The sequence below is a fragment of the Fibrella forsythiae genome (assembly GCF_017353175.1).
GTDB classification, from domain to species: Bacteria; Bacteroidota; Bacteroidia; order Cytophagales; family Spirosomataceae; genus Fibrella; species Fibrella forsythiae.
Genome location: NZ_JAFMYW010000002.1, coordinates 571475 through 591843 on the forward strand (window position 1 = coordinate 571475; position 20369 = coordinate 591843).

A 20369-nucleotide genomic window follows, 5' to 3' on the forward strand; every position below is an offset into this window, starting at 1 on the left:
GTCGTTTATGGTTTCTTGACGGGTTGAGTCCGGTTGAACCGGCCGAGGTGGAACGTCAGCCCCAGTGTGCCACGCAGATAATAGTCATTGAATTGACCGGCGGTGCGCCCATCGAGCTGGTCGTTGAGCAACTGGTTGTAGTCAACCATAGCCCTGACACCAAGGGCGCGGCTGGTCATAAACTGGAGCCCCACGCCACCATTCAGCTTGGCGAAACGTCGGCCCGCCAGGCTAAACGGGCTACCATTCAACTGCGAGGCCACCACGCCACCGCCGAGCACAAACACAGGGGTGATACGCTGGAAGGGTAATGGCTTGAACAACAGGTTTATATCTGCACTGCTGTAGGCCTGGTTAAACTGGTCGGGGTTGAGGAAACGCCCCGTTCCCACTGCCGCCTGAAGCCCAATCTTGGGGGTCAGGTGAAAATCAAGGGCCAGTCCGTAGCCAGCCTGAACGGAGCGTCTGGCGAAATCGCTGTAGAGTCGCGTGGCCGTTACCTGGGGCTGAATGGTCACGAAAGGCGCATCGATGGCCGACCGCTTCACGCCATAAACGTCAACGTCGCTCATCTGGGTTTTCTCCTGCTCGTAGGCCGTCACCAGGTTCTTCATCTGAGCGGCCGACTTTTCGGCGGGAGCCCACAGGTTATCCCGAACCCCTTCCATAATCAGCGATTGTACCGCTTTTTCAATGGCCTCCGTCACCGCCATCTGGGCAGGTTCGTTGGTTGAAAAACCGGTTTCGGCTTCCAGCAACCGTTTGAACGTAACGTACCTGAACAACCCACCATCGATCGATTGCGAGAGGATCGTTTTAGACGTGTACACCGTTTTCAGAATCTTGCCCGACCGCGTGGCCACCGCCCGGAGATAAACCGTAACCCGATCCTGCCGGTATTGGGTAGAGCCGCCCGCCGCGAAATAGCGTAGACCACCACCACCCGTAATGATGTTGGCATCGTAACTGATGATGCCGCCTTCCAGAATGATGCCGGCAAATAACAGCGGCGGCAGGTTTTCGCCTTCCTTATACTGCGCCACACTCGACCGAACGATCTTCCGCTCATTCAACAGGTTCGCTACGTTTTCGCGCTCGATGGGTGTAAACCAGTTGCTTTCTTCCAGCGCTTTCAGCAGAATGTTGGTCGTTCCCTGCGAAATGGCCGTGGAAAAACTCGTGCCCGTTTCCGACTGCTTATACTGCCCGGTCTGGTCCCGGAATTTGTAGACCGCCGCCACGATTTTTTCGCGGGCTGGTGGCAGGTTGCGCAGGTCGGCGGTAAAGGCCGTTTCCTCGCCAAGGCGCGCTTTTCCCGGTGCCGTTGGCTGGTGAAAATAGGGGGCGCAGCTCTGCATCAGGCACATAGCAGCCCCGATTGCCAGAAAGCCGGCAATACGATATGAATAGATCTTCATGGAGATATAAGCGGGAGTAGGCTGCGAAAGTCAGCACAGACCGGTCAATACCGACCCATTGAATGGGTCAAATCAATGACCTGCCGACCAGTGTGAGCTACTCCCCGGCGGGTTAAAAGAATGGGACCGTAATTGTGGTTTCGCCGCCTTTACCATCTACAATCCGGATCAGTACGCCATCGGTTGCGTTCCGAATTTCGACCTGGAAATCGCCCAGTTGATACAAGCCCTCTTTCAATTCCTGTTCACCAAACTGCTTGTCGAGCAGATCACGGGTGATCCGGCTGAGAATCTGACTTTGCAGGCTCTGCGAAAAACTGTCGAGCGACGAGGTGGTTGTGGTGCGGTTTGTAGTGGTGCGCGCCAGAGCGGGATCTTTGGTCTTGTCCTGCGCCTGTGCCGAACTCAGCATCCACTGGTAATTGAAGGTGTTTCCGCCAAATGAGGGATTGACAGGGCGGTAGATCAACGCCTGACCACGGGCCGTTGAGGTCACCGCAAGCCAGAGCAGTAACCCGGATAAAAAGGAGAGTTTCAGTTTCATAATACCACGTTGTTTGGGTGTCAATACATGCCAGAGCCGCGCTGGTCCTCATTCTCGAGTTGGCGCTGGGTTTCGGCATAGGTGTCTACGTACTGCCGAACGCCAAGCGCGGTTAGTAACGCAAACTCCTCGATGCTATCGAGGCGATTTTGAATGAATTGCTGGAAAACAACCTCGTCGTTGATGGTTACCGAAATGATGCTGCCCGTGCCCGAATTGGCCGGGAGTTCATCAATCGTGATCAGGAAAAGGTCAAGCTCAAATTCAAGGGGCTTTTCCACCGCCACGCGGGCCGTATCGTTTGGGTTGGCCAGGGGCGGTTGCGATTGCAGCACAGGTGTAGCAGGAGCCGCTTCATTAAAAGCGCGATAAAAGATTTCGTAAAAATCCCGCCCCACTTTGCTCCGTGTGTTGTCTAGTAACAGACTGGTGGTTTTGCTGCTCTGCTCAATGTTAGCTTCTTCCCGAAGCACCTCGTTCAGATCTTCCAGGCCAGGTACGTCGGGGTCCTGCTGGGCAACGGCTACGTGTACGGATAGTAGCATCATCAACGTACCCAGAATAACCAGGCGGCTCATTGCTTCTGGCCGGATGAGAAACCGGCGGGGTTGCCGGTACTACTGCTGATCAGCAAACGCATACCACCCGACTGCGTGATTTTAAGCGGAATGGTGGAGTCGGCAAAAGGGGAGCCGTTACTCTCCAACTGGTTGTTATTGCCTGTTTGCTGAATGTCGAGTTTGGTGCCACTGGTGCTGAAGTTCTGGAGGTTCAGCACATTGTTATTGCCCAGCTGGTCGAACGTGAAGGTGTTGTTACTGCCCGTCAGCGCGAAATCGAGCTGGTTGTTGCTGCCCTGTTGATTGAAGGTGATCTGGTTGCCGGTGTTACCGGCGGCACCATCGAAACTGAACCGATTGCTGGCGCCATTCTGAATGACAACGGCCGCTGTGCCGGCATTGCCTGTTCCGCCGGTGCCGGTGCTGAGGGCAGCAAGTGCCTGGGCGCTGGTAGGGGTAATGCCCGGCCGCCAGTATGCTTCAGACGACTGGGCCATAACGCCCCCCGGCAGGCTAATAAGCAGGCTGAAGAAATAGACTTTGTTCATGATCGTTCAATGTAAAGAAGATAAAGCTACCTGGCCCGACGAGCCCCCTGCTCGAGATTCGTACAGGCCAGGTATGTTCAGGTAGCCACTCGAATTAAGGTTTCATTTGCGTGATCGTCAGCGTGTTACCTATGCCGTTCTGGTTCAGAAACGCATTGTTTACGCCGCCGCTACCAACCACTGTCTGGTTCACTGTGGCCGTGTTGATGCCTGCGCCCGACTGCGTAGCAAACGTGTTGACACCGCCTGTACCGAAAACGAAGTTGCCTTCGCCGGTCTGCGTAATATCGGCCACCTGTTTGCCCGTGCCCCCGCCCTGATTGATCAGCACCCGGTTGCTCTGCGCTGCTGCCGACGTGTTACCGCCTTGCTGGGTAACTTTCAGGTCATCGTTCCCATCCTGCGTAGCCCGCACGGCATCGCCACCATTTTGTGAGATAACCACTTTGTTGGCATCGCCCGTTACCACAAGCCCCCGCTGGTTACCCGCTACACCGCTGCCAACCGCCGTTGGGCCTGATCCCAGACCTACCTCGTTCGACCGGCCGGTTTGCGCAATCGTGACCTGGTTACCGGTTGCTCCTGCTCCGGTGGCACTATTATCGATCGACATGTTGATGCTGTTCACCGTTCCGTTTTGTGTCAGGTCAACCGTGTTCTGGTAACCCTTAACAACCAGGCCACGTGAACCAACTGTGGTAGGGCTGCTTTCAGAACCGATCGTGTTGGCCATATTCGCCGCGGCTGATGTACCCGTTTGCTGAACGTTTACGACGTTGCCACTGCCGTCGATCTCACCGTTGAAGATCTGGCCGGCCGTTGCTACCGCCGCCAGTGGCGTAGTCTGGGCAATGGTTACTTTGTTGTTTTCGCCGGGTGCGCCAGCTTCCGTTCCTGCCACACCACGTACCTGCATTCGGGCGTAGTTGTTTGCCCCGTCCTGGTCGATAACGAAGTTTGGCGAAGCAGGCTGACCAGCTGTATTGGTGGCCCGCAGTTCAAACACGCCCCGGTTGAGGTTACCCGTCTGCTCGATCTTCACGTTGTTATTGTTGTTGCCGACACCGTTGGTTGGGGTCATGCGCGAGAAGGCCTGGTTGCGGTTACCTACCTGGTCAACGTTCGTGAGGTTGTTGTTGCCGTAGGCTTCAATTTCATCGGCCTGGTTCCTGTCGCCTGTTTGCCGAACGTGAGTGATGTTGTCATTCCCAACCTGAATGATCGGCGTAGCGGTGACCCCCGCACTGTTGTTGTCGCCAATCTGGTCAACGGTTACCTCGTTATGGTTGCCTCGCTGGGTGGTTACGGCTCCGTTGCCTTCGTCGCCGTTCGACGACAGTCCCTGGTTGATCGTGGCCGTGTTGTTGGTGCTCGACACCGCTCCCAAACCAGATTGATTGATAACCGCCGTATTGGCCGTCACCGTTGTTCCGGCATCGGCACCATCGGCCCCATACTGGTTCACAAAGGCTCTGTTCCCCGCGCTGTTATCATTCTGGTTGGTTGTAGTTACGTTGTTGAGACCGTATTGCCGGGTGGTTGCCTCGTTATTGGCGCTGGTGCCCAACGTGCCTGCGTTCTGATTTGTCGTTGCGTTCTGGCTGGTTCCATCCTGCAACACATCGGCGAAGTTGCCCGTGCTGGCATTGGTGCCGTTGCCGTTCTGGTTTACCACTGCTGTATGGGTATTGCCGGTCTGGTTCACCGTGCCGTAGTTGCCACCGAGCGCCTCTACCGATGCCTGCGATGTACCTGCCGCCACGTTGCCACCGGCACCACTGCCACCGCTTTTTGTGCTTTGATTGATCGTGGCTGTGCTTCCCCGGCCCATCGATTGATTGACGCCCGCCCAGTTCTGATTGGAGCCCGTCAGCTGGTTTATGTTGGCCGTTGTAACGGCCGTACCGCCCTGGCCGCTTGTGTTCTGGGTTGTGCCGGCGAAGTTCCCCGTATTGGAAGCCGCACCTGACCCCTGTACCTGCTGAATGTTGGCGTTCAGGTACGTTCCTGTCTGTTGCTGGCGACCGGTTTGACCCGTGCCATTCTGGTTTAGTGTGGCATTATTACTCTGGGCCAGACCTGCGGCGGCAAAGGCCATCAGGGCTGTGCCTGTCAGTATGATTTTCTTCATGACATGTTCGAGTTACTAGTGAAAAAAACAAGCCGGAAGTCTGGCAGCTACAGTCACCGGACGTACCTGCCAGACTCGCCTGAACTGAACCTGTCTAGGGCTTGACCTGCAGTATACTGGCCGTATTGCCCGATCCCATCTGGCTTACGCTGGCTGTATTGATAGCCGCCGTTGTACCGCCGTTCGACTGCATGATGTCGAGCGTGTTGCCCGTTCCCTGCTGCAGCGCAAATGTTCCGCCGGCAGTCCCGTTTACCAGGTTACCGTTGCCCAGTTGCTCAATGCCCGCCTTGTTCATATTCCCCAGTTGACGAAGCCGAGCCTGGTTATCGCTGTTCTGTTGAACAATGGTTGCCATATTGTCGTCAGTGCCAGGTGCATAACCCGCGCTACCTTGCTCGATAACAGCCGTGTTGTTTGAGCCTACCCCACTGGTACTACCCGAGAAGTTCGTCGTCGATCCATCAGCGCGGGTGAAGTTACCAACGGCTGCACCAGCAATATTCTGGCTGATCGTGGCATCGTTGCCACCCGAGCCAGCTATCATACCCCCGTCAGAACCGGCATTGACCTGAGTGATGGTAGCGTTGTTATGGCGTCCTCCTGCTCCGTCACCATTCTGTCTGATCGTCGCCTCGTTATACTGGCTGCGGTCTGACTGCGTTACCGTGGCGAAATCGCCCATCCCGCTCTGGTTTACCGTTGCCAGGTTGTACGTACTGTTGTTGTTCTGATCAACGGCAGCCGTATTCGTGCTACCAGTCTGATTGACAAACACGTCATTCTCGAGACTAGCCCCGCCTGAACCGGCGAGCTGATTGACGGTGGCAAGGTGAAAATCGCCTGTCTGCCCAACCGACGCGTAGTTGCTGCTGCTGCCATTGCCGCCCGTACCAATCTGATTAATAGTAGCCGCAGATCCTGGGCCAGTCCCTCCCTGCTGAGTGATACCAGCTACGTTCTGGGCACTGTTGTTCGATTGGTTGATAGTCGCTTCATGGCTGTTACTCAACTGATCAACGGTGGCCATGTTATTGGCCGACGCTCCATCCGCTCCGGCGTTCTGGTTTACCAGTGCCCGGTTGTCATTGGCTGGTGTTCCCGAAGCTCCCTGACGAACGGTTGCATCATTACGGTCAGAGAGCCGGGCACCATCACCATTCTGATTGATCTGTGTGTTCGAATTGTTGTTGCCGTACTGGTAGATCTCACCGAAGTTGGCCCGGCTCTGGTTGTTCTGATTTACCTGAACCCCACTGTTGCCATTCCCTTCCTGCAAAATGCCTGCGTAGTTCCCGTTATTGGCGCGAACATCGGCTGCCGATGAACCAGCCGTAACGGCGGGTCCCGTTGTACCACCGCTAAAGTTGCTCTGGCTAATCTGGGCGCTGTTGCCACCAGCTCCGGTGCCAGACTGCTGTGAAATACCGCCTCGGTTCCGTTGCGAGTTGTTATTCTGCAATACCGTAGCTGTATTGCCATTCGTATTGGGCGTTCCAGCCGTTCCCTGGATGGTTGCCGCGAAGTTGCCAATGTTGGTATTGCCCTGCTTATCCTGCTGGATGGTCGACGTTTGCCCATTGCCATACTGCGTGGCAACGGCCGTTTGCTGATCACCATTCTGGTTAACCGTCGATGAGTTTTGGGCAAACGAAGCCGTGGCAAACGCAACAAATGCGGCACCGGTAAGAATTACCTTTTTCATGGTAAACTGTATTATGGGTTGTGTGAATTAGTCGTCGTGTACGATCAGTTCTGCTGTGTAACAGTACCGCTATTGCCGTTTCCTACCTGCGACACGTTGGCATTGTTAGCCGCTGTTGTGCTGGTCTGCATGACGTTGAGCGTATTGCCAATACCGTTCTGGATCGCGAAGGAGTCTTCAACAGCCGTAGCAGCCCGGAGCCGGTTCGTGATGGCTGAACTGCTGCCTCCCGTTTGCATCACAGTTGCCATATTGTTGCTGTTTGTCTGGCGCAGGCGAGCTTCGTTGTAGTTGCCATTCTGCGTCATTGTGGCCGTGTTGTCGTTGGAAACCGGGCCACTTTGCGCACCCTGACGAACATGGGCCTCATTGAAAGAGCCGCCGCCCTGAGTAATGCCGGCATCATTACCAATGCCCGACCCGTTTACGTCTGTACCGCCAATCTGATAAATGCTGGCGTTGTTGTTCGTCACGTTTTCGTTTTGCGTGATGGTAGCTCTGGCATTGGCCGAACCGCCTGTTTGCACAATTACACCTCTTTTCATTGACCCGTCGGTCTGGGTAATCGTCGCGTCATTGTCCGTTCCGCTCTGCGAAATATTCGCGTTCTGCGCCGTACCGCCTACCTGGTCAATCCGCGCGTCGTTGCGAACCGAACTGTTGCCTAAGGCCAGGTTGGTCTCCGATGCGTCCTGAGCGCCGAGCTGGACATCATTGCCATCGGCATCAACAAAATAGATACGGCCCTGAGAAATGGCTGCATTACTGTTGTTGCCACTCTGGTTAATCCGGCCTACGTTATCTGTTGCCGTAGCACCCGTACCGTCTTCCGAACGGCCCTGATCCATACGGGCGTCGTTTTCGGAGGTTCCGTCAACCTGGGTGATGAATCCCTGGTTACCCGACCCCGTTGCGGCAGCGCCGGTGTAGGGCGTACTGCTTTGCACGATCTGGGCAAAGTTGTTAAGGCCCCCCTGCATGATCGTACCCTGATCTCCGGCTGAGGTAGCGTTGCCGCCAAATGCCTGATAGATACGGGCTTCGCTGTCGTTGCTGTTCGCTGTCTGGTGAATCGAAGCGGTGTTGCCGGTCGTGGTGCCCACAAAGCCCTGGTAGATACCGGCCCCTACGTCGGCTGCCCGACCTGCATCAATGGTTCTTCCGGCGTTCGTTCCTTCCTGAATGATTGTGGCAGTGCTTCCATTGTCAACGGCGTAGTTGAGGCCAGCCTGAACAATTTCACCTTTGTTGTTGGTGCCACTTTGGTTGAGCGTTGCCTGGCTGCCAATTGCGTTGCCTGATTCAACACCCTGATCGATCGTGCCGGTGTTGTTGGCCCCCGACTGAGTTAACTGCGCCTGGCTGCCAGCCGATCGCCCGGCCGAAATGGCTCCGTCACTGTCAACGTCGCCGGTAGCGCCCTGGCTGATCCGGCCATTGTTGCCGTCGGCCGTTTGCTGGATGGCTGCCCGGTTATTGATCGACTCGGCCGCAACCCCAACCGTGTAGTTTGGGTCACTCGCCGCCGTACGTCCCTGATTGATGGTTGCCTGGTTGCCTTTTACGGCTGAACTCATGGTGCCGGGTGCTACAAACCCCTGATACACCGATCCTGTATTACCCGATGAGGTGTTCGACTGATTGACGGTGCCCTGGTTTTGCTCGGCAGCGCTAGCGCCACTTCCATTCTGGTATACTTCGCCGAGGTTGTTCTGGCTCCCATTGTTCTGGTTGACTGTAGCCGTTCCGTAGGCTCCGGTTTGCAACGTACCTGCAAAGTTGCCATCGCCCGCTTTGCTTCCCAGACTAGCCGCACCAGTTGTTCCGCCGCCGCTGGCTCCGTTAGCGCCTCCGTTCTGGTTGATCGTGCTCAACTGGTTGTTTCCCGACTGCGTGCTTGCAGCTCTGTTCCCCTGTGAACCACCATTGGCTCCGCCGTTCTGATTGATGTTGGCGGTGTTCGGGCCAGAAGTATTTGGTGAACCCGCTGTTCCCTGGAACGTACCTGCGTAGTTGCCGAAGTTCTGGTTTGCTCCCGACACGGTGCCAACCTGCTGAATGTTTGCCGTTTGCTGGTTGCCATTCTGGGTTGAAACGCCCGTTTGAGCATTGCCCGACTGGTTGACCGTTGAATTATTCTGCGCAAAAGAGGCCGCCGCGAAAGCAACCAGTGCCGCGCCGGTAAGGATTAGTTTTTTCATGGTGAAAGCTGTGAACTGTTAGAAATGGTATGAACTGGAACTGGCTTAATTGCTTTGCGTAATCGTGCTGTTGTTGTTATTACCTGTCTGCGACAGATTGGCGTTGTTGCCAGCTCCCGGAGCCCCGGAGGCCGTCTGCATTACTTTCAGCACGTTGTTGTTGCCAGCCTGAAGGGCAAATGAATCTTCAGCACCCGAAGCAGCCCGTAGCTTGTTGGAACTGGCAGAGCTACCGCCGTTTTGGGTAATGGTAGCATCGCCGTAATTACCCGTCTGTTGCAGCCGCGCTTCGTTGAAACTTCCCTCCTGAGTGATAGAGGCACCATTGTCATTCGATCCTGTGGTAGCACCAGCCGTGCCCTGTCGGATAAAGGCACAGTTATCACCACCCGCCGTTACCAGATTTTGATAAATGCGGGCATCATTGCCATACTCGCTTGGAGGAAAACCATCCACATTGGTCCCCTTGAACTGCTCGGTATACGCCATGTTGCCGTTACCGCCCTGCGTAATCGTGGATGATGCAAAGGACGACCCCATTGTCTGAAGTACACTGGCAAAACCAGACGTACCTGTCTGGGTAACAAAGGCATCGTTGCTGATTGCGTTATTGATCTGATCAACCAGCGATTCATTGCCTGAACCACTCTGCGTTACGTTGGCCAGGTTGTCGATGCTGTTACCGCTCTGATTTACCGTCGCCGTATTAGCCGATCCGGCCTGATTCACAAACGCATCATTGTCGATGCTGTTTCCGATCCCGGTTCCCAACTGATTCACCGTTGCCCGGTGATCGGTTCCCAACTGCCTGACGGTGGCCTCGTTACCCTGGCTCAGGCCTGCGCCCGCATCACCGTCCTGGCTGATGGCTGCCCGGTTGTTAGCCGCACCGGCAACCGGGTTGGCCGGGTCGGTAAAGCCCTGGTAGATCGTGCCCGTGTTGTTGTCTGAGTTGTTCGACTGGCTGATCGAGGTAGCTGTGTTTGTGGTCCCGTTCTGGTAAATGACCCCCTCGTTGCTGGTACTTCCGTTGTTCTGGTTGATCGCAGATGCGTTGCCGTTGCCCTGTTGCAGAATACCCCCCAGGTTGCCTGTGCCGGCAGCATTCTGCAGCGTAGCCTGCGATGTTGATACGCCGCTAACGCCGTTGAGGCCGGCATTCTGGTTGATTTCGGCATCATGGTTGCCGCCAGTCTGTGTAATGCCTGCCCGGTTTCCCTGCGACGCATTGGTACCGCTCCCGTTCTGGTTTACCCGACTGCTGTTCGTGACTGTGTTGGGCGCGCCAGTTGTCCCCTGAAAGGTGCCCGCGTAATTGCCGTAGTTGGTGGCTCCCCCTGTGCCCTGATTCTGCTGGATGTTGGCATTCTGAAGATTGCCCTGCTGGGTAGACACCGCCGTTTGGGCATTGCCCACCTGGTTTACCGTCGAATTATTCTGGGCTAACGAGGCTGTGGCGAAACCAATGACTGTTGCGCCGGTAAGGATTAGTCTTTTCATACTAGAGTCTGTGAGTCACTCAATAACTTGCTTATTATCAGCAGTTTTGCTGCGCATGAAGCCAAATAGGCCGGGGCGTGGGGCGATTTCCGGTAAACACTCAGCTAGGGGCGTGGGTAGAGCAGTGCCAATGGCCCGCTCCGCTACAGGACGTACCTGTGGTCTTGTATGTTGATGTTAGTTTTTTCGCTTTGTCGAATCGGGCTGTGGCTTGCGCTGTGGCGCTGCCTCCCGCTGGTCAATCACCACCTTTGAATGGCCGTCGTGGCTGACCTCTACGCTGTTGGTGCCACCGTGCGACACAACAGTTTCCGTTGTGGTGCCGTTGGCAGATTGGTGAACAACGGCCCGATTGCCACTGCCCGACTGCCGAATGACAACCGATGAGTTGCCATTCTTCGGCGTCGAGACAGCTGGGTTGTCACTCGTAGGTTTTTCCTGGCTGGGTTGTGCCTGCCCAAAAACAACCGTAGTTGTCAGCAGCGCAATGCCCGTTAGCATAGTTGGTAGTACCGTGATCATTGTTGTCTGAAATTACCTGTGTTACCAAATCCTGTTTGATTTACCTGTACCGACACCTGACTGGCCGACACACTGATATGCAACTGATTACTGCTGCCAAGCTGCCCTGGTCCGTCAATACGGCCTGATATGCCTGATTGGTTGATTATCAGTGCGTTGCCAGAGCCTGTTTGACTTAAATCAATTTGATTGTCGTTGCCCTCCTGGCTACCAGCATACCTGTTGCCGTTGCCCCCAAGTTGGTTAAGCTGAAGTCGGGAAGCCTGGCCCGATTGATTGACATCGGCATAGTGACCGGCCCCCGCCTGTTGAAGAATTGCCTGGTTATCGGTACCTCCCTGGCGGATATACGCCTCTGAGCCAACCCCCGTCTGGCTAACTTCAGCGGCGTTGGTAGACAGACGCTGCCATGCCGATATCCGGTTGCCGGTGCCCGTCTGGGTAGCTGCCAATTTGTTTGTAATGCCCTGCTGATCTGTTACCAGGCTATTGGCTGCACCAGTTTGCTGTAAGCTGACCTTCGTGTCATAGCCCCGTTGACTGCTCTGAACGGCGTTGCTGCTACCGGTTTGGTCAATCGTGATAGCCTGTTGTTGAGCCATGCAGCCTGTGCCTGATAAAAAACACAAAAGAGTACATATTGACAATTTCATATACTAAGTAGATAGAACAAATAGGCAATATGGGATCTATGCGTGCGTATGCATGCAGTCTGGGTTACAGCCTTTCTCTGGCAAGTAGGACTATGCCGATATTAGCGCAGAAATGGGGTGATGTATAAACGGAACCTGGAGTTAGGTATACCGTTTCTAATAGCGGGGGCTTACCGGTGGCTTTTTGAGTGGCCACTGCCTTGGTAAGCTAAGTAAACGAAGTGAAGTCATTGATTTATAATAGTCTGTGTGGATCGTTTGCCATCAGCCAGATTGATGAGCAGGACAAATGTAGTTGACTATCTAGGAATATATCAAAGTCTCCTTCTTGCAATATTTTAATTACTACTATGTTAATTTATATTTTTATCATTTTTGGTGAATTCAAAAAATTGCACTATTTCAAGTTGCTGCCGATGCTTGGGTTTGAGTAGTTATCGTTGAGAGTAGAAGCAGAAGATACCGGGTATTGAGTAAGTATGGGCCTTCTTTTTCCGGATAGACGGTATAAATGAATTTATATTCAGATGATTGAATAATTGAGTAGGTCAGGTATGACTTTTTTTACTGGCCAGATTAGCTGGACTAACAAAAAGCATAGTGTAGCGGTCTCTTAACCAATGGCTCAAATTGATTAAACGGTAGGTCAAAGTAATAAAGCACTGTGTCAGAGCCTTACGTACAGTATCTTAAGTCTATTTCTATCTGTTAGTAATGTAGTCAAAGTTGTAGCTACATGAAACGTATGATTGACTTGACTAACTGCGTTTTCACTTGATTTACACACACGAATGGCTGACTTTACCAGTATTTTTGTGGTCGAGTGCTGAAAGCCGGACGCTTGTCTAAAGCACATTCCATTCCTCATGCCCTGGTACGCAATTCACTGGTTACTACCCCAAACCCTCCGGTCGTTCCACTACGATAACCAATGGGCGTTGTGGCTCATTCCGTTGTCGGTAAGCCTGTTCGTATTTCGTGGGATACTCGGGCGGCGTTACCATCAGCAGTTACGGGTGTCAATGGCGGGTATAGTTGGGCCGCGCCCCGATATCTGGATGCGCGTGGTTAGCACACTACGATTTTTGTTGCCGTTAAGTGTCTGGCTATCATTTAGTTTTCTTCTTATTGCTCTGGCAAGGCCACAGATTGTTCGCCAACTTCGGGAGGAACAATCAGACGGAATCGACATTGTACTGGCGCTGGATATTTCGTCGTCGATGACAGAAACCGACCTGCGGCCAAACCGGCTGGCCGCCGCCCGGCAGGTAGCGCAGGCATTCGTGAACGGACGGCGCAACGACCGGATCGGACTGGTCGTTTTTGCCGGCGAGGCTTACTCACTTTGTCCGCTTACGACCGACTATACCCTCTTGCTGCAATATATTCGGGAACTGAATCCCAACATGATCCGCACCACGGGAACGGCCATTGGCGACGCGCTGGCCCGGAGTATCAATCGCCTCCGCGACTCGCCCGCCAAAAGCAAAGTACTGATCCTCCTGAGCGACGGAGATAACACGGCGGGTAACCTGGATCCACTGACGGTGGCGCGGCTGGCCCAGAATTTTGGGGTGAAAATATATACCATCGCCGTCGGCAAACGTACCCGCCTGGCCGATACGCTCGGTATTGCCACGCAGTTTGACGAGGGAATTCTGAAAACAATTGCTTCTGTGGGTCAGGGTGGATTTTTCCGGGCCAACGACGCCGGCCAACTTCGCCAGGTGTTTGCCCGCATCGATAAACTGGAACGGGCACCCGTTCGGGTGCAGACCTACGAAGACATACAGGACCAGTATCGACCCTATATCTACTGGGGGATCTCCTTCCTGCTAGTGGCACTATTCCTGAAAAACACCGTGCTGGGAAACAGTCTGGAAGATTGAAAAAGGCCTTATGTTTTCCGTTTATTATTTTCAGCTTTCCGGCTGTTGTTGAGCGGCTACATTTTGGCAGCCCAACAGAAGACGGAAGACATCTTTTTTATGCTTGCATCCTATTATACTCCTAATGTTCTTGAAGCGGGCCTCGACGAGGTAGGACGGGGCTGTCTGGCGGGGCCTGTTGTGGCTGCAGCGGTCATACTACCGTCCGATTACCGACACCCTGTTCTAACCGATTCGAAGCAGCTAAGTTACCGCCAGCGAGATAAACTCCAGGTCGATATTCGGCGCGAGGCCATTGCATGGGCCATTGCTGAAGTGTCGCCCGCCGATATCGATCAGCTCAATATCCTGAAGGCCAGTTTCCTGGCTATGCACCGGGCCACCGACGCGCTGGCCATCCGGCCCGAGCATTTACTGGTAGATGGTAATCGGTTTACGCCCTATCCGATGGTGCCGCATACCTGCATTATCAAAGGCGATTCATTGTATCTGAGCATTGCCGCCGCCTCGGTGTTGGCTAAAACGCACCGTGATGAATTGATGGAACGGCTTGGCCTAACGTACCCAGCCTACGGTTGGGCGCAAAATGTAGGGTACCCCACTGCTTTCCACCGCGCCGCCATTCGCGAATACGGCACTACTCCGCACCACCGCATGAGCTTTCGCCTCTTGTAGGGCGGAAAGGTCGCGCTTAAGCCTCTTTCCCAAGCCTTGAGTTCATTCTCCCGCCATAAAATCTCTGTATAGTGCACAACGGGTTTGCATCTGCTGCGCAAACTGGGTCTGGCGGTAACGAGTCTGATAGGTTTTAAGGAACGTAGCATAGTCGGAAGCAGCCAGCCCGCGCATTTTTGCGTTAAACACCGAATCATCGTCGGCAACGTACCCACCTGTTTTAGCGGCTTCTACAACGCGCCGCGTTAGCAATGCGCTGGCTTCGCAGCGGGCAGCCATGTACGTAGCTTTGGCTGCCAACTCCTGGCTTTTAGCTTGTTTGGCCGCTTGCGAGAAATACACCTGTGCTGTTTTCGCGGTGTAGTATGGGTCATTCCAGAAATGATCCAGTTTCGCTACTTCAGTTGCCCCGTAGCGGTAGGTATATGGTTCGGCGCTACTGCGGAACCGGTGCTGCATAAACCAGGCGTTGCCGTAATAAGTCAGGTTGTAGGCACCGCAACCCAGTGTATACCAGGCCTGTGCGCGCTGGTCGGCGTTGCGCTGCGATATGGCCTGCTTAAGCAGATCAGCCATTTTGCTGGCAAACTGAGCGGGCGTATATGGGTTGCGAGGTTTCCCTTCACCCGGCATATTCACACTGAATGGGTCTATGGCAAAGTTGTTTCGAACAGCTTCACGTTGCCAGACAGCCGGTTTCACGTTGGCAAATGCCGCTGCCGCTGCCTGGTAATTCTCCTCGGCCATTGCCCGGCGCCCAAGCAGTTGGTACGCATAATCGGTATCGATACCCGCCAGTTTTACCAGCCGCTCGTCAAATTCACTACCCGGATTGACCACATAGTCAGCCAGGTTTCGGGCGGTGCGCAGGGAGGTTGAATCTTCCAGGGCCATCTGGGCATCGAAGTCGTAGAGCGAATAGCCCGCGCTGCTGTTGCCGGTCGTAATCAGCCGCATCAGAAATGCTTTTGCCTGCCGGGGGCCGGTCTGGGCCATCTGGGCACTATCGCCTGTTTTTTTCTGACTACAACCCGATAACCAGCCCGACGATTTTTGGCCATCGTCAGTTGCTGTATATCGGCTGGCTACTTGTTTGCCTACCGTCTGAATGGCGTTGGTGAAGCGGAAGTTGGTATTGTATGGTTCCGTTGTGTCTGGCACGCTCGCCTGCTTAAACTGCGTCAGGTAGCTGATCAGCGCCGTCTCGGTAGCAGCATCGGGAAGGCCGGGTTGGGCAGCGAGCAGAAGCATTTGTTGCAGGGCCATCTGTTGTTTAAGCGTCTGGTTGGCCGTTGGCTGTTGCGCGGCCTGATCGAGCGTGGTTTTGGCTGAAGTGTAGTCGCCGCTGAGGTACTGGAGATAGGCGGCGGCCGTCAGGTAATAGGCTGGGTTACCCAACGCGGGGTTTTTAGCGGCTTTTTCGGTGAACGATAACAGTTTGCCGGCGTACTCAGGTACGTTCTTCCGGCGGGTCTCGAAAGCCACCGAATCGGCCCGGGTTTCGTCATTTTCCACGTAACCGGGAAATTGTTTTGCGGCGAAATAATATTCGTTACGATTGATTTCCCGCGCCAGAACCAGTTCGATGAGTGGATTCTTTGGATCCAAATCAACCATTTTTTCCAGTAATGGAAGCGCATCCTGTTTTGGCTGGATGGCACAGATGGCCAAAACGGCCACTCGTTCGGCATCTGTTTTGGCAAAGGCAAGTGCTTCATCGGAAAAGCGTAAACCGTGATGACGCAGGCTCCGTTCGGCGGCCAGCCGCCGGGTGGGGCAGTTGGCAAATACCTGCGCAAACTCAAATACGGACCGGTTGTTCTGTCCCAGCGAAAGCAACGCACCCGCCAGCCGGCACCTTGCCCAGCCGCTGATGAACGACTGCCTGGGCAAGGTGGCCACCAACTGTTCGTAATTGTCGCGACTCTGGCTGAAGAGACCCGCTTCGTCGGCCAGCTTTACCGCCTGAAAGGCATAGCGTTCCTTTAAAAACAGATCGTTTGTGGCCAGGGTCGCTGTCCGGGCCTGTGCTGCCAGCCGGGCTAGTTGTACTGTATCGGGCTGCGCTTCACCCCAGGGCGACCCATTGCCCGATGCCTGCTGTGCTGTGTAGGCAAAGCGCAGGTACGTTGCCGCCTCTGGTTTGGCCCCCTTCAGTTGGCTGATCAGGGGGTTGTTTGCCGACGTATCGGCCAGGGCGTTGCCTACGAGTTTAGACGGATAGCCAGCGCCCAGGTAAATGACCCAGGCGTCTGTATTGGCCTTTGCCGAGGCCGAGTCGGGCGCATCATCGACGCCAAAAAGGCCGGCATTGTAAAGTTGAGGGGTGAAAATATACCGGCTGTCGGCAGAAGAATAGGTGGCGGACCCGGGCTGGAACAGGCTAAAAAATTCTCCCATCTCCTCGGCACCGGGGCCACAGGCAAAACCAATCAGAATGGCAAGTAACAGCGAAACTCTACGGATGGTGGAGAAGCGTTTTGAGATCATCATGGGCATATGGGTGCAAAGCGGCCGAGTCGAGATGGTAGAGGGTAAAAGTACGTTTCTGATCGGGTAATTGTGTTACCAGCAGGTCGCCAGCGGCTTTTAAGTTAGTTTGCGAGCAAAATTCGGTGCGAAGCAGATCGCCACGCCGCAAATTCATGCCCAATGCCATCGTATCGCGAGTGGCAACGTACCTGGCCGTGTCGGCCTGTTGTTGTAAACCCGGAATAGCCCGGACCACCGTTTGATCAACGTTGTTGAGCAGTGTTAAAAAGCGTCCATTTCGGTACACGACGGTCCATCGGAAAAGTGGCAGGGCTATGTCGAGGGGGAGTGGATAGCCCGGCAGGTAATCAGCGTAGGCTTTCAGGTCGCGCAGATCGAGGATGGAATTTCGGGTATCCGTCAGTTTCCAGTCGCCGGTGTTATACGCCATGAGCATACCCCGATTCACGGGTGGCACGCCTGTTTGCGCCGCGAACTTTACCTGATGCAGCCTGATCGTAGCCGATAAGGGCAGACTGGCTTTTTGCGAAATTGCCTTCAGCAGGCTGAAATAAGTACCGCGCGTTGTTCGTGTCCAGTCACAGTCGATCTGGATTTCATTAATGTGAATGCTTTGCTGGTCAGCTAGTTGTCTGATTTTTTTCGTCAGGTTTTCGGCCAGCTCAGGTACGTTGGCAGGTGCCAGATTGGCCATCGTTCGGTTGGTAATATAAACCACCGGCACTATTCGCATTCCTGGGTCGGGCCGTTGCCGGAAATGAATAGTTGCTTTTGGAATAGCGGTACGTTTGGTCCTATCCCAATCCACATCGAAAAAGCGGATATACAACGTCTTAACGTCCAGTGAATCCAGCGTTGCCCGCTCAGCCAGGGTAGGGGCGAATGTTGCTTTCCAATGATAAAAAGCGGGTATTAGCTCGGCCGTATGCCGTGTCTTCGGCTGGCATGCGGATAGCAGGGCAACAAAGCAGATGGTGTATATGTTAGGATGGGCCACAGTGACCGCCCGCTTTCGGGCCGCCAGGACCGCCCCAACGATGGCTGGCTTCATGGATGGTTGTGCGTATCGGTATATGTTATTGCAGGCATCGCTTTCCCCGTTTTCATCAGTGAAATAAGCTATAACATCACCAAAATTATGCGGCCACTGTCGTGGCCGAAAACGGGCGACTACGAGGGGCGCCCCTACCTATCTATCCTTCGGGTGGTTTCAGGGTAATTTGGGTGCATCCAAAGCCAGTGGTTTTCCCTGTTCCAGGGCCTCGATCCGCCGTTGGTCGCCTTCAGGGAGTTGCAGACTCCAGCCCATAGAGCCGGCAAGCTGGTACATCATGTACTGAATCTGGTTGTTGGCAATGCGGGGCAGGTCGCTTTGCAGGGCGCGGCTATGCATGGCCTGTTTGGCGTCTTCCAGAATGCTTGTGTACGTTTCGCTGTCGAAATGATTCAGAATGCCCGCCTGAATATCGTAGAACTTATAATCAGTGTCCACCGACAGAATTTCCGGCTCAGGAAATGACTCAACGATCAGGGTTTTATTGCCGGTGTGGCCCTCCGCTGCTTCGGGTAACCGGAACCGGACTTTCTGGAAATCGAAACCCACCAGCACCTTCGATTTGGCGATGATCATGGCTTTTTTGGGGTCGTTGAACATGTACAGGATTTTCTTCTGGTCCTGATAGTTGTAGATCTCCGAGAAATACCCCTCTGCCATAACCACCTTGAACACCTTCTCGATCCGTTCCAGCAGCAACGTCGATTCGTGACGAACATCGGTAACCGGCGCAATCTGTTTAGTGCGAAATAGGGTAGTGAGGCCAATGCCCCCAGCCAGGCCAACAGCCAGTAAGAGTAGCGTATTTAGAAAGTCCATCGTTCGGTAGGGTAGTGTCGAAACGGTCCGCCGCAGCGGCACTACACCATATCAAGCAGCGCCTGAAAGGCCTTGAACGATTGGGTGTATAGTGTATGCCGTTCAGAATCGGGTTGAAATGTTTGTCCGAAAGCTATCTGACGAGTTAAGTCGCTCAAAGATACAGGTTCGCCGGTACCCAAAGATAGGGCCAGTCGCGCCAGCAATACGGCACCGATGGCACCACTCTCGTTACTGGCATTGAGCCGAACTGGTACGCCAAACACATCGGCCATCATCTGCACCCAAAAGGCAGACTGGGCAAAGCCGCCGTTGGCATGAATGACGCGTGTTGGGCCGGCATGGCGGGCAAGCAACAACTCGATCTGCCGCAGGTTGAACATGACGCCTTCCAGCGCCGCCCTGACCATATGAGCCTGTGTATGCTGCCAGTCGAGGTTGCGGTAGCTTCCGCGGGCGGTAGCATTCCACAGCGGAGCGCGTTCGCCTTGCAGGTAAGGGAGAAAGACCAGCCCCTCTGAGCCGGGGGGCACCGTGGCTGCACTGGCCAGAACGCTGGGTACGTCCTGCTTTGCCAGTTTCTCCGACAGCCACTCCAGCACATTGGCTCCGTTGTTGGTGGGGCCGCCTACCACATACCAGTCTGTTAAGTCTGCGTCCGTTTTATCAGGATGAGTCGTCGTTGATCTCGCCTCGTGTTTGTAGAGCGGATAGGAAAACAGGCGGCTTTGCGCGTCTCTGATTGGCCGCACACTGGTTCGCCGAACGGCGCCGCTGGTGCCAATGGTGATGGTGGTAATGCCCGGTTCTACGGCTCCAGCCCCCAGATTGGCCAGGCACCCATCTGACGCACCAATGACCAGCAACGTACCCGGCGGCAAACCAGGCACTACGTTCCCCGGCAGGGCAGCATAGGGCACCGTATGTGTGGTGTTGACGGGCGTGCTCAGTTGGCCGGTGTTGATACCCGCCAGTTTCAGCGCAGGACGATGCCAGGCGGCTTTTCGGCTATCGAACAGGCCCGTTGCGCTAGCCATAGCGTAATCGATTTCGTAATGCCCCGTCAGTTTCCACCATAGGTATTCTTTCAGCGAGAGCCAACGGGCAGCGCGTTTCAGCAGACGGGGCTGGTGGCGGCCAAACCACACGAGCTTGCACAGGGGCAGCATGGGGTGAACAGGTACGCCAATCGTCTTGTACAGATCGCCATCCTCTTTCCGCAGCACCGCCGCCTCCTGACTCGCCCGGTTATCTGACCAGATCAGTGCGGCCGTGAGTGGAGTACCCGCCTCATCAACCGCCAGTATGCTGTGCATGGCCGTACTGAAACAGAGCGCGCCAATGGTACGGCCTGCGGTAGTTATTTCAGCTGTAAGCTCGCCCATACAGTCCAGCAGGAGTTGCCAGATAGCCTCGGCGTTCTGTTCGGCGTAGCCGGGTTTGGGTACGTCTGTTTCAACGGGCCGGGCCGCGTGGGCCACGAGTTCCATTGTGTTGGGGTCAATGGCAAGGACTTTCAGATTCGTGGTGCCAACATCGACGCCAACAAGCAGGGGAGTAAGGGGCATGGGAACAACTACTGATACAAGCTATCAACTCATCTGGCGTAGAAAGCATTTCGTCGACCCATTATACAGCATTTGCATTACAATTCGCA

General features: G+C 54.7%; 16 protein-coding genes. 2 read left to right on the plus strand and 14 right to left on the minus strand.

From position 1 onward, the window contains the following. Positions 1 to 5 precede the first annotated feature (5 nt). From J2I46_RS08365 to J2I46_RS08410, 10 genes are all read right to left on the minus strand, one after another. Positions 6 to 1418 carry a CsgG/HfaB family protein gene (locus J2I46_RS08365; protein WP_207328549.1) on the minus strand — a complete coding sequence of 471 codons (1413 nt, stop codon included), beginning with the start codon at positions 1416 to 1418 and terminating at the stop codon, positions 6 to 8. 112 nt (positions 1419 to 1530) lie between these two features. Beyond that, positions 1531 to 1962 (minus strand): curli production assembly/transport component CsgF, encoded by a 432-nt coding sequence (locus tag J2I46_RS08370; protein WP_207328550.1) that lies wholly within the window; start codon positions 1960 to 1962, stop codon positions 1531 to 1533. Positions 1963 to 1982: 20 nt separating this feature from the next. Then, positions 1983 to 2540, minus strand: a complete 558-nt coding sequence (locus tag J2I46_RS08375; protein ID WP_229379657.1) for a CsgE family curli-type amyloid fiber assembly protein — start codon at positions 2538 to 2540, stop codon at positions 1983 to 1985. Next, entirely contained in the window at positions 2537 to 3070 is a 534-nt protein-coding gene (locus tag J2I46_RS08380; protein ID WP_207328551.1) for a hypothetical protein, read from the minus strand. The genes J2I46_RS08375 and J2I46_RS08380 overlap by 4 nt, the downstream gene beginning before the upstream one ends. A 94-nt stretch (positions 3071 to 3164) precedes the next feature. Continuing rightward, positions 3165 to 5201: a beta strand repeat-containing protein gene (locus J2I46_RS08385; protein WP_207328552.1), complete on the minus strand. Its 2037-nt coding sequence runs from the start codon at positions 5199 to 5201 to the stop codon at positions 3165 to 3167. A gap of 94 nt (positions 5202 to 5295) precedes the next feature. Beyond that, a complete protein-coding gene (locus J2I46_RS08390; RefSeq protein WP_207328553.1) occupies positions 5296 to 6906 on the minus strand; it encodes a beta strand repeat-containing protein in 1611 nt (536 codons plus the stop codon). A 44-nt stretch (positions 6907 to 6950) separates the two neighbouring features. Next, positions 6951 to 9107: a beta strand repeat-containing protein gene (locus J2I46_RS08395; RefSeq protein WP_207328554.1), complete on the minus strand. Its 2157-nt coding sequence runs from the start codon at positions 9105 to 9107 to the stop codon at positions 6951 to 6953. A 45-nt stretch (positions 9108 to 9152) separates the two neighbouring features. Continuing rightward, positions 9153 to 10607 carry a beta strand repeat-containing protein gene (locus J2I46_RS08400; protein WP_207328555.1) on the minus strand — a complete coding sequence of 485 codons (1455 nt, stop codon included), beginning with the start codon at positions 10605 to 10607 and terminating at the stop codon, positions 9153 to 9155. Positions 10608 to 10784: 177 nt separating this feature from the next. After that, a complete protein-coding gene (locus J2I46_RS08405; RefSeq protein ID WP_207328556.1) occupies positions 10785 to 11129 on the minus strand; it encodes a hypothetical protein in 345 nt (114 codons plus the stop codon). Then, entirely contained in the window at positions 11126 to 11731 is a 606-nt protein-coding gene (locus J2I46_RS08410; RefSeq protein ID WP_207328557.1) for a hypothetical protein, read from the minus strand. Before J2I46_RS08410 ends, J2I46_RS08405 begins: the two co-directional genes overlap by 4 nt. 917 nt (positions 11732 to 12648) lie before the next feature. Here J2I46_RS08410 and J2I46_RS08415 point away from each other — a divergent pair. Continuing rightward, positions 12649 to 13671, plus strand: coding sequence for a vWA domain-containing protein (locus J2I46_RS08415; protein WP_207328558.1), 1023 nt, complete (start codon positions 12649 to 12651; stop codon positions 13669 to 13671). 99 nt (positions 13672 to 13770) lie between these two features. Continuing rightward, the gene (rnhB, locus tag J2I46_RS08420) at positions 13771 to 14346 is read left to right on the plus strand and encodes a ribonuclease HII (RefSeq protein ID WP_207328559.1); all 576 of its coding nucleotides are present in this window, start codon (positions 13771 to 13773) and stop codon (positions 14344 to 14346) included. A gap of 42 nt (positions 14347 to 14388) precedes the next feature. Here rnhB and J2I46_RS08425 read toward each other — a convergent pair whose 3' ends face one another. The 4 genes from J2I46_RS08425 to J2I46_RS08440 form a co-directional block, all read right to left on the minus strand. Then, positions 14389 to 16839 carry a hypothetical protein gene (locus J2I46_RS08425; protein ID WP_207328560.1) on the minus strand — a complete coding sequence of 817 codons (2451 nt, stop codon included), beginning with the start codon at positions 16837 to 16839 and terminating at the stop codon, positions 14389 to 14391. Continuing rightward, positions 16805 to 17890: a hypothetical protein gene (locus J2I46_RS08430; RefSeq protein WP_207328561.1), complete on the minus strand. Its 1086-nt coding sequence runs from the start codon at positions 17888 to 17890 to the stop codon at positions 16805 to 16807. The genes J2I46_RS08425 and J2I46_RS08430 overlap by 35 nt, the downstream gene beginning before the upstream one ends. A 159-nt stretch (positions 17891 to 18049) precedes the next feature. Beyond that, entirely contained in the window at positions 18050 to 18712 is a 663-nt protein-coding gene (locus J2I46_RS08435; RefSeq protein WP_207328562.1) for a DUF4230 domain-containing protein, read from the minus strand. Between the two features lie 41 nt (positions 18713 to 18753). After that, positions 18754 to 20280: a gluconokinase gene (locus J2I46_RS08440; RefSeq protein ID WP_207328563.1), complete on the minus strand. Its 1527-nt coding sequence runs from the start codon at positions 20278 to 20280 to the stop codon at positions 18754 to 18756. Positions 20281 to 20369: the final 89 nt, after the last annotated feature.